The organism is Flavobacterium hercynium (genome assembly GCF_002217285.1).
Classification (GTDB): domain Bacteria; phylum Bacteroidota; class Bacteroidia; order Flavobacteriales; family Flavobacteriaceae; genus Flavobacterium; species Flavobacterium hercynium.
This window is the reverse complement of the sequence record NZ_MUGW01000077.1, coordinates 1-13,889: the sequence shown is the minus strand read 5'-3', so window position 1 is coordinate 13,889 and position 13,889 is coordinate 1. Positions and strand designations below refer to the sequence as shown.

Sequence of the window (13,889 nt, the reverse complement as noted above, 5' to 3'; positions counted from 1 at the left end):
CTTTTTTTAGGACGAGACAATTCAAACAAAAGTCCCACAATTATTGCGGGACTTTCTGTTTAAAATAAATATCTTTACTTTTTAATAAACTTCGTACTCGAACTTCCTTTATCTGATTTTATTTTTATAAAATAATTACCTGTGTTTAATTTTGAGATATCAATACTCCATACGGCTTTTGCATTTGGAACTGCAATAACCAATTGTCCTAAAATATCGTAAATTGCTATTGACTGTATTTCTATAATTTCCTTAGAATTGATATTCAACGTATTATTTGCAGGATTTGGATATAAAGTCACATAATTAGAAAACTCAAAATCTTTAGTTCCAAGTGCAGTAAATGTTGAAGCTGCCTTATTGGTTAATATTGGAAAATTGTAATCGAAATAAATATTGGCTTCATTGGTAAATGTATCTCCAATTCGCAAAATAGGTTTTGTTTTGATTTTAAAAGCAATATAACCGTCATTATTAGCATCATCAAAAGGAAGATTGATTTTTTCAAATATAAATTCTACTTTATTTCCTTCTGATATTTTAGTTACAAAGGAATGGCTTGAACTGGTTGTAATTAAACTTGAAATATCAAATTTAGATAAATCAATCATGTCTTTTACAACGATGTTTTCTGCAGCATAGGTTCCTGTATTCTCAAATCGGATCATGTAATGCACATATTCACCAATTAAACTTGGTGTAACAACTGTTCCTTCTAAGCAGGTTTTATCGTTTGGATCATAAGAACCAACAACAGTTTGATTTAAAACAAATGTATTATCAATCTGAGTTTCGTCTGTTACAGCGCCTGCTATTGTTGTTTTAAAATTTAATACATCCCCAATATTTAATGCTGGGTTTTGTATCGGAGAATTTGCATTTACAGTAAATTTAATTTCGCGAGTTTCATATGGTAATAAATTAACAAAATTCCAGGATAAATTATTAAAGGAATGAGTCACCGGTGTAGGTTTTGCAATAACGAAATCTAAAACAGCATCCTCAAAACTTAAATTTACCGAACCAGATTGTGTAGTATTTCCTTTATTTTTATAAACAATTTTATATATAGCATTAAAACCTGGTCTTGCGGGTTCTAATGGTAATAAAACAACTTCTAAATCGGGATGAACACCGTTTGCAGTAATACAAAAATCTTGAGTAAATGGACTGGATTCTGTTGGGAAATTAACTTTAGCTGTTGTTGGATAAACATTAAAATACTCTGGGTTTTCTAGTATTGGAGTAACATCATAAGATCCCGATTTAACATAATAATTGTAATCACCATTTTCATCAGATGCAGAGCTATTAGTTATAGTTTGATTTGCAATATTAACTTTCATATTTTGAAATTTAATATCTCCATTGTCACATCCATTATTATTTAAATCTAATCTATTATTTCCTTTAATTGCATAAAACTTACCTCCTGGTTTAAATGTACAATACGAATTAACGTTACAATCTTTAATATTTGCTGATAAAAGTTGTGACTGTATAGCTGGAATTTGAGATTCGTCAGCACAAATGTATTTTAAATTGGGATTAGGAGTAATATAAAGTCGATCTTCATCTATTCCATTTTTTATAATTAATGATGACAATTGGTTTACTGAACAGTTAAGATGCTTTAATTCGGTTAAATTGCTAAGATCCAAAGATGTTAAACTATTTGAAGAACAACTAAGTTCTTGAATTTTTGTTAAACCACTTATATTTAATGAAGTCAAACCATTGCCGTGACATTGAATATAAACTAATTTTGATAAATTACTAACATTAAGCAATTTAATCTTATTAAGATAACATTCTAATATTCCAAGATTTACAAAATATTCAATTCCAAGTAAAGAAGAAATATTACTTTCATTCAAAGTCAAAGAATAAACATTGAATGCTTCGCTTAATTGTATTTCTTTATCATTATTGGCATCAATTTTAAAATAAAAACCAGCTAAATTTCTTGCAACATAATTCTGATTTGTTGCAGATAATAATTTTGCTTTAAAAATTGGATCTGGAATATTAATAATTTCATCACTACAGGCACCAACACAGCTACAACTAGAATCTAATAAAACATTATTTAAACCACTTAAATCTATGCTTTTTTGAATAACATTAAAATCTATAATATCTCCACAAATATGTTTAAGATTTAAATTTCCAATTATATTTAATGCTATCAAATCCTGATTAGGATTATTATTTTTAATAAAGATATCCGTTAAAATATTATTATATGCACAATTTAATTCTTTTAGACCGGGTAAATTGGAAACATCTAACTTTGAAAGATTTACACTTTGACATTCGAGTTTTTGCAAATTATTTAGCCCCGTTAAATCAAAAATTGATATTGGATTTGTAGAGAAATTAAGCATTTGTAAATTTACAAATGGTAAAAAATTAAAAGAGGTAATTTTATTAGCGGAAAAATTTAAATCAATTAAATTTGTTGAAGAACCAGTGTTTAAATAAGTTATATTATTATTATTGCATTTAATGGATTTTATGTTTATACCGTTTAATAAATCCAAAGATGTAATAGCATTGTTTGAGCAATCAATAGTTAATAAATTAGATGCGTTTTTCATTTGAAAAACAGATAAATATCTATTAATATTACATTTAACACTGCTAAGATTTGTAAGTCCATTTGCATACAAACCGAACAAATTATGATTATTATTAATATCTAAAGTCTTTAAGTTAGCTAAATTATCAATTTTTAATGTTGTGAAAATACTGTTCCATTTTACAGTCAAATCTTCTAAATTAACCAAACTGGTTAAATCTATTGTTTCTCCAATTTGAGTGCTCACAATAGTTAAACTTTTTAAGTTGGTAAAATATCTAATTGTATTAATTGACTTAACATTTTCAGCTATACTCATTGTAGTTACTTGTAAAGCTTCAGAAAATTGAATTTCACCATCAAAATTTAAATCAATAGTTGTATTACTTAAAATAAAATTTTTAAAATTTTCATCATCAAAACATATGGTTTCTGCCACACATTGAGGTAAAGCACAAGAATTTACGACTGTAACATTAGAAATTCCATATTCTGCTAATTTATTTTGAATTAATGAAATATCACTTTGATATGCACAAATTGAGTTTAAATTTAAATTATTATTAAACTCTAGAGAACTAAAAACGTTATAAGGACGATTTACAAATAAACTTGAAATATTATTATTTGAACAGTTTAAATTAGTTAATGCGTTTATATCTGAAAAATATAGTACAGTCAAATTATTATAACTACAATTAATATTAACGATATTATTGGTAAAATCTCTTTTAATAAAATTCAATTGATTATTAGAGCAATCAAGAGTTGATAAAGAAGTAAGATAAGTTAAAAGCAAAGATTTTAATTGAGAATTATTATTTATTTTTAAAATCTTTAATGAATTAAAATAGGAAAGACTTATTTTAGTTAAGGAAGTATTTTTAATACTCAAGTTTTTCAATCCCGAAAAATTATTAGAATCTAAACCTTCTAAAGAGCTAATATTTCCATTCAAATATAAATTGTTAATTACGCTAGCTTCATTATAATCAATCTCATTATCATTATTTGTATCAGCATCACTATCAGCTATACCATCATTATCATTGTCGACACAATTTGTAGAAATCAAAATATTTTTTAAAACTGCGTCAGGAAAATTAATAACCTGCGCACTCAAACCGTTAAAAAAGCATAAAGCTGTAACTAAAAAGTAAAGTTTCTTCATATGTGATATTTTCATACAAAAATAACTTTTTAACAGAATAACACAACTTTATTTGTTAAAATATCTTAAAATAAAAAATATGAAGCAAAAAAAAGTCCCACATTGCTGTGGGACTTTCTATTTATAAAAAATCTAAGAATTATTTTTTCTCAGTTTTTTCCATTTTAGCTTTTAATGCAGCTAATACATCATTGTTATCTCCTAAAGTTGCAGCTGGTGCATTTGTAGATGATGCAGATGAAGTATTTTCAGTTGCAGCTTTCACGTTTTTCTCTTCTTCTTCACGGAAGATAGCAGTGTGAGAAGCAACTACTCTTTTGAATTCTTTGTTAAATTCGATTACTTTGAAATCAGCAGTATCACCTTTTTTCAATTTCTTTCCGTCTTCTTTTTCAAGGTGACGAGTAGGAATGAAAGCAACGATATCATCTCCGAATTCTACAGTAGCTCCTTTGTCAACGATTTCAGAAATTTCACCATTGTGGATAGTTCCTACAGCGAAAGAATCTTCGTATTGATCCCAAGGATTAGCAGTAGTTTGTTTGTGACCTAAAGATAATTTACGTCCGTCAACATCTAATTCTAATACAACTACTTCAAGTTTCTCACCAACATTTACAAATTCAGATGGGTGTTTGATTTTCTTAGTCCAAGATAAGTCAGAGATGTAGATTAATCCATCAATTCCTTCTTCTAATTCTACGAAAATACCAAAGTTTGTAAAGTTTCTAACGATACCTGTATGTTTAGAACCTACTGGGTATTTAGAAGTGATATCAGTCCATGGATCTTGAGTCAATTGTTTGATACCTAATGACATTTTACGGTCATCTCTATCTAAAGTTAAGATAACAGCTTCAACAACATCTCCAACTTTTACGAAATCCTGAGCAGAACGTAAATGAGTAGACCATGACATTTCAGAAACGTGGATTAAACCTTCAACACCTTCTGCAACTTCGATAAATGCACCGTAATCAGCGATTACAACTACTTTACCTTTTACTTTATCACCAATAGTTAAATTAGCATCTAAAGCATCCCATGGGTGAGCGTTTAATTGTTTCAATCCTAATTGAATTCTTGTTTTCTCATCATCGAAATCAAGGATTACAACGTTTAATTTTTGGTCTAATTCAAGAACTTCACTTGGGTGGTTGATTCTACTCCAAGAAAGGTCAGTAATGTGAATTAATCCATCAACACCACCTAAGTCAATAAACACACCATAAGAAGTAATGTTTTTAACAACACCTTCTAATACTTGTCCTTTTTGTAATTGACCGATGATTTCTTTTTTCTGTACTTCAATATCAGCCTCGATAAGAGCTTTGTGAGATACAACAACGTTTTTGAATTCGTGGTTGATTTTTACCACTTTGAATTCCATCATTTTGTTTACGTATACATCGTAGTCTCTAATTGGCTTAACGTCAATTTGAGATCCTGGTAAGAAAGCTTCAATTCCAAAAACGTCAACGATCATACCACCTTTAGTTCTGCATTTTACAAAACCATTAACGATTTCTCCTGTTTCGTTTGCAGAAATAACTCTATCCCATGATTTAATAGTACGTGCTTTTCTGTGAGATAATACTAATTGACCTGTTTTATCCTCACGGATGTCGATTAATACTTCTACTTTGTCACCAACTTTTAAGTTCGGGTTGTAACGGAATTCGTTTAAAGAAATAACACCTTCCGATTTTGCGTTGATATCAACGATAACGTCTCTATCTGTAATTCTAACAACTACACCTTCTACTACTTCTTCTTGATCTGTAGCGATGAAAGTTTTTGATACTAGTTCTTCGAATTCTTGTAAGTTTTTCTCATCTACTGCATCAATTCCTTCTTGGAAGTTATGCCAGTTAAAATTTGCTAAAAACTCTTCTTGTGATTTTAATTGTTCAGACATGCTGATAAAAAATTTGTATTCTGCTTTTCTCGTGTTTCATAAAGCGGTAGAAAAAACAGAAGTTGTTTTACTTTAATTATTTGATTCCTAATGGAAACGCTGACCGCCAAAAGGATTGCAAAATTAATACATTTTTTTGTAATAGCAAAACAATTCTATGTGATTATCAGTCAATTGTTCAGGAGCAGAAAATATCGGTTTTTTCAAGACCCAAAGTCCCGCTATCCGCTCTAATCTTTTATAGCGAACACCGCTATAAAAGGATTTCCACTTCTATCGGGGCTAGATTAGAATATTCTATTTTCAAAAGCTATTATAAAAACAGGACTGATAGCTTTAAACCTTTTAGAGAAGAGCAAAAAGCAGAAATAAAATACCAAGCATAACCACTAAACCAATAATAAAAAGTGCTGTATTAATATCCTTTCTTCTTTTTTCATATTCAATAACAAAACTGTTGCTGTCTATATAGTACATAGCAAAAATTCCTGGATGAATTGTTAGATCAGGTCTAAAATGAGACAATCCTAATAATAAAGTTCTCGCCAATTCTAATCGGTTAGAATAAACCATACTAAAAATATGATTACCGGAGAATTTTTCTTTATGCATTTCTACATTTCCATTAACCAATACAAACGAAAAGAAAGCTTCGTGCGAATACCTACCGCTGCCGACCATAGTAGAAAAAATATCGTAATTTAAAAGATGTGAATCTGGTGATTTTTTTATTTCTATGATCTCTCTTTTAAATTCAGAAATCTTTCTAAAGCTATCCCACAATATTGTGTTTTCAACTTTATCATTAAATTTATTGATATAATGAATTCCACGACTATCAATAATTGTGGTCGTATGTTTGGTTGTTCTTATTATATAAACGATTTGCAGCACTATGCCAAGAAAGATCAGGCAGTAAACAAAAAGCAGATATTCATCCAAAGGAATAAAGCATAAAAGCATAAACAACATCCCTACAAGCAAGAACAAACAAAGTAACGTCAGTAAACCAAGACCGTAATTAAGGATCGTAGAAGGCTTTGATGTTACGGGACTAAATGGAGGAAGATTTGTTTTTTGACTATTCATACAGCAATTAAAAACACTAAAATATTGAAAAAATTATGACAAAAAAAATCCCGCTATCAAATTGAAAACGGGATTACTATATTTTAAGATTCTTAATGATTAAATCCTTCTAAATCTTTAGGATCATGTTTGTGTTTAAACAATACAGCAAAAGCAATTGCAATTACCAAGGCATAAAGTGCAAATGACAACCAGATCGTATGCCAGTCTTTCATCAAAATTGGATTGGCAAATATTCCTTCACCTGAAACTGAATTCCCTTGTCCTTTTACAAACTCTAACATTTTAGGATTGGTACTTTCTGTTTGTAAAAATCCGGCTAATTCTGTTGTATTGCTAAATGATTTCGTAAAAAAGCGGTCAATAGCCCAACCAGAAGTTAAACTTCCTAAAACGGCTCCTACTCCATTCGTCATCATCATAAACAAACCTTGTGCAGACGAACGAATTTTAGAATCGGTATTGCTTTCAACAAATAAAGAACCTGAAATATTAAAGAAGTCAAATGCCATTCCGTAAACGATACAAGATAATATGATCATCCATAAACCAGTTACAGGATCACCAAAAGCAAATAATCCAAAACGCAATACCCAAGCAAGCATACTTATTAACATTACTTGTTTAATTCCAAAGCGTCTTAAGAAAAACGGAATTGCCAAGATAAATAAGGTTTCAGAAACCTGTGAAATCGACATAATGATGGTCGAATACTTTATTACAAATGAATCTGCATATTTAGGAAAATGTTTAAATTCATCCAAAAACACATCGCCGTAGGCATTTGTTAACTGTAATGCACCTCCCAAAAACATAGAAAACACAAAAAACAAAGCCATTTTATAATTTCCAAATAACTTAAACGCTTCCAGTCCTAAAGTCTCTACCAATGTAGCATTTTCCTTTGTTAAACGTTGTGGTTTACATTTTGGCAATGTAAAAGCATAAACTCCAAGAATCAAGGCTCCAATTCCTGCGATATAAAACTGATATTCAGTTGCTTTACTTCCACTTAAATTGGTAATCCACATTGCAGCGATAAAACCAACAGTTCCCCAAACGCGTATAGGTGGAAAATCTTTTACAATGTTTTTATCGTTTAACTTTAAAGAAGTGTATGAAATTGAATTACTTAACGCAATTGTTGGCATATAGCAACACATTGCTGCAAACATTACATAAATAAAATTGTCCGGAGTAGTAACCTGTGCGATGCCAAATAATACAACAGCATATAAAATATGCAAAGCACCGTATAATTTTTCTGCATTAATCCATCGGTCTGCAATAATCCCTGTAAGTGTGGGCATGAATAAAGAAGCAATTCCCATGGTTCCGAAAACAAGACCAAATTGAGTTCCTTCCCAATTTTTAGTTCCAAACCAATAATTTCCAATTGTTATAAGCCACGCTCCCCAAACAAAAAATTGAAGAAAACTCATTATAATCAACCTGTTTTTAATGCCCATAAGATGAAATTGTCTTTTTAAATAAATGAAGCGGTAAAACTACCATTAAAAATGATATCTACAAAAAATTAAACTGATTTAACAACGTCATTTATTAATTCTAAAACAGCAGCGAATTGTTCTTCTCTTGTTAAATAAGAATTATCAATTTCAATCGCATCATTTGCAATTACTAAAGGAGAATCTTCACGGTGTGTATCGATATGATCTCTTTCAACCACATTGTGTAAAACATCTTCGTACGTTACCGTATCACCTTTTTGCTGTAATTCATCAAAACGCCTCTGTGCGCGGGTTTCAGCACTGGCTGTCATGAAAATTTTAAGTTCTGCATCAGGAAAAACTACAGTTCCTATATCTCTCCCATCCATAACAATGGCTTTGTTTTTTCCCATTTCCTGTTGTTGTTCTACCAATTTAGAACGCACTTCAGATACTTCGGCAACTTTACTAACAAAATTAGAAACTTCAATTGTTCTGATTTGTTTCTCCACATTTTCACCATTCAGATACATTTCACCAAATCCTAAATCCGGATTGAATTTAAACTCTAACTGAATTTGCGGTAAAGCAGCAACAAGTTTATTTTTATCAAAAAAATCAGCTCCAATCAATTGATTTTGCATTGCATACAGCGCTACTGCTCGGTACATTGCACCAGTGTCAACATAAACATATTCTAATTCTTTTGCCAACTGTTTTGCTAATGTACTTTTTCCTGTTGACGAAAATCCGTCAATTGCAATGGTGATTTTTTTCAATGTTTTATTTTTTAAATTTCTATTTTCTCTGAATAACAACACAATAGCTACTATTTTTGAGTCAAAATTATCAATACTTTTTTATGCTTATCTAAATGATTTATTAATCAATTACTATGCTTAAAAGCTACTGCAAATATAACTATCTTTCTTCTGATTTAGTACATCAAAGTAATGATGAAAAACAATAATTTCGCTTAAATATTTTTATCGCCAATCCTTTCTAATCAGCAGTATTTACAGGGTTTTATTACTTTGATATGTAATTACCAACTAGTTAATAAACAAAGAATACTGAGACTGAATTTTAAATCCATAAAAAAAGCAATTCTTTTAGATCGAATTGCTTTTTTTTTATTTTTATTTAAAGATGTTTTTCTAGTAATAAATATCAAGAATAATTTTCGATTTAGAACTATCAATTATCTTTTCGATTCTTTTAAAAAATTCTTCATTTACCATTGGACAACCATGACTGCGTGAAATATAATATTCTTGTTCATCGTGAGGAACTGCAGAGTAATGGTGTAAAACTATTGCTCTTTTAAAAGCATTACTATTGGTTTCGTCAAGTCCATTCAATTTATAAGCCTTACCAAAAATTCCTTTGTATCCTTTTTCAACAGAATAACGTCCTAATGATGTACAATTAGAATTTGGTTCATTACTAAATTTCAATTCACCTCTGATTGGTGTTTCTGAACCGGATCCGTGCGCTACAAGCCCTTGATCTAAAACTTTATTATTTACTAAATCATAAACAAAAAAACGGTTTTTTCCTGACTTGATTCTCATGTCAACTAAAAAAGCAATTTTTGTATTGTAGTTTGAACCTTTTTCGATTTGCTCTTTTACTTCATTGACACGAAAATTGATTCTTTCGATATCTGCTGTCGTTAAGCTTTCATCTTTAAAATTAATTTTTGAGGTATTAAATAAACCTGTGGTAACAAATAGAATTAAATAAAATAGTTTCATAAAATTTACTTATTGAAAGTTTAAGATTAGTCCAAACAGACTGTTATTAGATGCTAATGTGTATTTTGAATAAGAATAATTGAATTTTAATCGGTTCATTTTAATACCGAAACCTAAAGAAACTCCAGAAAAATTACGTTGCTCATCAATTTTTAATTCCTCTGCTCTTCTAAAGTTGTAACCGAAACGTAAATTAACTGCTTTTTTTGGAAAAAGTTCGAAACCTACAATAACATGGCGCAAAGCGTTGTTTACAAAGGAAACTTTTTCCGGAGTTGACGATCCATCAATGTTCGACTCACTTCGAACCGGATTCGAAAAAGAAACATTCCATTGTTGTAAATTCTCTAAAGAAAGATGCCAGCGCAGTGGCACGTGTTCTAATTCCTGTGACATTCCTGCGATGATTTCAATTGGTAGTTTTTCATGTATTCCTGAATACGTTGTAAATTGAGTACCTATGTTCCTGATTACCAGCGCCAAATTTACATTATTTTTTTCAATTATATACAAAAAACCTAAATCAATTGCTCCACCAAAAGAATTATAAGTTTCTAAGCTTGAAGTTATTAGTTTAACATTGGCTCCCACATGAACATCAGTATAAGGTATATTATAAGCATAACCCAATGAGAGAGCGGCTTCACTTCCTGTAAAGTCCGAAGTTGACTGACCATTTTCGTCATAACCTTCGAAAGTTCCATAATTAATATAGCTTACACCAGCGTGAAAAGTTTGCAAATGTCTATCGTAAGTGTAAGCATACGAAGCTGTTCCGTAAGAAGCTTCTCCGTAATAACTGCCATAATTCATTGCAAGGTGATTATCCATATCTTCGTTTAAAGTAGCGGGATTAAACATAACCTGGTTAACATCTTCATCATAAATCGTTATCGTCTTTCCTCCCAACGCTGCCTGCCTTGGTGATGTTGTCAAATTAAGAAACTGATAGGTGTAGCGACCTCCAATTTGTCCGAATGAAAACGAACAAATCAATAACATTAAAAATAAAACAAGTCGTTTTAACATGCTTTTTTTGGCGTTCCTATATGGGAATAACGCAATTGCGAAGATAAAATTATATAACTAATAAAATAAATTTTAATCTATATATCTATAAATCAAAAACGTGTGCCAATTTTTCGAACTTAAATTTAATAAAAATCCAGATTCCAATCTAATAAGCATTAGATCGAAATCTGGAATTTAAATCTGAAAAATTATTTTAATTCTTTAGCATTCTTTACGTTCTGATCTGTTAAGGCTAAAGTCAAAACTTCGCTCATTTCTTTTACATAATGAAACGTAAGTCCTTCTAAATATTCTGCTTTAATTTCATCAATGTCACTTTTGTTTTCATGACAAAGAATAATTTCTTTTATGTTTGCTCTTTTAGCGGCAAGAATTTTTTCTTTGATTCCTCCAACAGGCAATACTTTTCCACGAAGCGTAATTTCTCCGGTCATAGCAAGGCTTTTCTTTACTTTCTTCTGTGTAAGCAATGAAACTAATGAAGTTAACATCGCGATACCTGCACTTGGACCATCTTTTGGCGTTGCTCCTTCCGGAACGTGCAAGTGAATGTTATATTTCTGGAACAATTCTACTCCAAGTCCTAATTTCTTTGCATTTGCCTTAATGTACTCCAAAGCAATTGTAGCAGATTCTTTCATGACATTACCTAAATTTCCAGTAATGGTCAAAGCTCCTTTTCCTTCAGAAATTAATGATTCAATAAATAAAATATCACCACCAACACTTGTCCAGGCTAAACCTGTTACAACTCCTGCTACATCATTATTCTCGTATTTATCACGCTCTAATCTTGGCACACCCAAAACAGTGATAATATCTTCGTCAGTAACTTTTTTATTGTATTCTTCCTCCATTGCAACCGCTTTAGCTGCATTTCGAATTACCTGAGCAATTTTTGTTTCAAGATTACGAACACCTGATTCACGTGTATAACCTTCTACGATTTTTTCTAATTGTTTTTTACCAATAGTCAAATCTTTAGCTGTTAATCCGTGTGCTTCAAGCTGTTTTGGAAAAAGGTGTCTTTTGGCAATTTCTACTTTTTCTTCAATAGTATAACCAGACATTTTTATAACTTCCATTCTATCACGCAATGCAGGCTGAATTGCCGACATATTATTTGACGTTGCAATAAACATTACTTTAGATAAGTCATACCCCATTTCAAGGAAATTATCATAAAACGAACTGTTTTGCTCCGGATCTAACACTTCTAAAAGTGCTGATGAAGGATCTCCACTATTTCCGCTTGATAATTTATCTATTTCATCTAAAATGAATACTGGATTAGAAGTTCCTGCTTTTTTAAGACTCTGAATAATTCTACCCGGCATTGCTCCTATATACGTTTTTCTATGTCCGCGAATCTCCGCTTCATCACGTAATCCACCTAACGAAATACGAACGTATTCACGTCCCAAAGCTTCAGCTACAGAACGTCCAATAGAAGTTTTACCAACTCCCGGAGGCCCTGTTAAACAAATAATTGGCGATTTCATATCGTTACGAAGTTTCAATACAGCCAAATGTTCAATCATTCTTTTCTTAACTTCTTCAAGTCCAAAATGATCTTTATCTAATATTTTCTGAGCAAATTTCAAATCGAATTTATCTTTAGAGAATTCACCCCAAGGCAATTCTAAAAACAATTCTAAATAATTACGCTGAATTCCAAAATCAGGAGATTGTGGGTTCATTCTACGCATTTTAGACAATTCTTTTTCGAAATGTTTTTGCGTTTTTTCGTCCCATTTTTTTAATTTGGCTTTGATACCCATTTCGTCCATTTCCTCTTCCTGCGAAACACCACCTAATTCTTCCTGAATGGTTTTCATTTGCTGGTGAAGGAAATATTCGCGTTGTTGCTGATCCAGATCAAAACGAACTTTTGACTGAATATCATTCTTAAGTTCTAATTTTTGCAACTCTACGTTCATATAACGTAATGTTTCAAGCGCTCGGTCTTTTAAACCATTTATCGATAATAAGCCTTGTTTTTCTTTTACCGACAAATTCATATTCGACGAAACAAAATTGATCAAAAACGATTGGCTTTCAATGTTTTTAATTGCAAATGTTGCTTCAGATGGAATATTTGGACTTTCTTTTATAATTTGAATGGCCAATTCTTTTACAGAATCTAAAATAGCCGTAAATTCAGTATCATCTTCTTCAGGACGAGATTCAGCCACTTCTTTAATGTGCGCTGTCATGTAAGGTTCTTCAGAAACAACTTCTTCAATTTCGAAGCGTTTCTTTCCTTGTAAAATAACCGTAACATTTCCGTCAGGCATTTTAAGGACACGAAGAATTCTTGCTACTGTACCTATTTTATGAATATCATCTTTAGACGGATCTTCATCTTCTTCATTAATCTGAGAAACTACTCCAATGATTTTTTCACCGGCATTAGCATCATTTATTAACTTAATTGACTTGTCTCTACCTGCCGAAATTGGAATAACAACACCTGGAAACAAAACTGTATTACGTAACGGTAAAATTGGTAACGAAAGCGGAAGCTCTTCGTTATTCATTTCTTCTTCGTCTTCCGGCGTTAATAATGGAATTAATTCTGCTTCTGAATCAAATTCTTGAAGTGACAGATTGTCAATCGTGAGTATTTTATGGTTTGACATAATAATATATAAGTCGTTTTGTCATTAAATAATTATTCTAACTCTAAAAATCACATTAGATATTGTAGTTTACTTTTAAACTACCCCAAAGATTTGATTTACAAGATAGGTCGTAAATTTAGACAATCATTGTGCCAAAACCAAGAAAGACCCTTTTGAAATTGCCTTTTTTGTCTTTTTATGATATTATTTTTTAGAAAATAGTAAGCGCATAAAAAAGCCCGAAAATTGAACATGCCCCAAAAAGT

8 protein-coding genes are annotated in these 13,889 nt (G+C 30.9%); all 8 read right to left on the bottom strand.

Annotated elements, in window-relative coordinates; genetic code table 11:
* Positions 1-74: 74 nt before the first annotated feature.
* Positions 75-3,767 (bottom strand): T9SS type A sorting domain-containing protein, encoded by a 3,693-nt coding sequence (locus B0A66_RS23180; RefSeq protein WP_244283579.1) that lies wholly within the window; start codon positions 3,765-3,767, stop codon positions 75-77.
* Between the two features lie 124 nt (positions 3,768-3,891).
* On the bottom strand, positions 3,892-5,670 hold the full coding sequence (gene rpsA, locus B0A66_RS22145) for a 30S ribosomal protein S1 (RefSeq protein ID WP_089052017.1): 1,779 nt from the start codon (positions 5,668-5,670) through the stop codon (positions 3,892-3,894).
* A 345-nt stretch (positions 5,671-6,015) separates the two neighbouring features.
* Positions 6,016-6,759 carry a hypothetical protein gene (locus B0A66_RS22140; protein WP_089052016.1) on the bottom strand — a complete coding sequence of 248 codons (744 nt, stop codon included), beginning with the start codon at positions 6,757-6,759 and terminating at the stop codon, positions 6,016-6,018.
* A gap of 92 nt (positions 6,760-6,851) precedes the next feature.
* Positions 6,852-8,228, bottom strand: a complete 1,377-nt coding sequence (locus B0A66_RS22135) for a nucleoside permease (protein WP_089052015.1) — start codon at positions 8,226-8,228, stop codon at positions 6,852-6,854.
* Positions 8,229-8,296: 68 nt separating this feature from the next.
* Positions 8,297-8,989 carry a (d)CMP kinase gene (cmk, locus tag B0A66_RS22130; protein ID WP_089052018.1) on the bottom strand — a complete coding sequence of 231 codons (693 nt, stop codon included), beginning with the start codon at positions 8,987-8,989 and terminating at the stop codon, positions 8,297-8,299.
* Positions 8,990-9,367: 378 nt separating this feature from the next.
* Complete coding sequence (locus tag B0A66_RS22125; RefSeq protein WP_089052014.1) at positions 9,368-9,967, bottom strand: murein L,D-transpeptidase catalytic domain-containing protein; 600 nt, start codon at positions 9,965-9,967, stop codon at positions 9,368-9,370.
* 9 nt (positions 9,968-9,976) lie between these two features.
* A complete protein-coding gene (gene porQ, locus B0A66_RS22120) occupies positions 9,977-10,996 on the bottom strand; it encodes a type IX secretion system protein PorQ (RefSeq protein WP_089052013.1) in 1,020 nt (339 codons plus the stop codon).
* Between the two features lie 191 nt (positions 10,997-11,187).
* Positions 11,188-13,641: an endopeptidase La gene (gene lon / locus B0A66_RS22115; protein ID WP_089052012.1), complete on the bottom strand. Its 2,454-nt coding sequence runs from the start codon at positions 13,639-13,641 to the stop codon at positions 11,188-11,190.
* Positions 13,642-13,889 lie beyond the last annotated feature (248 nt).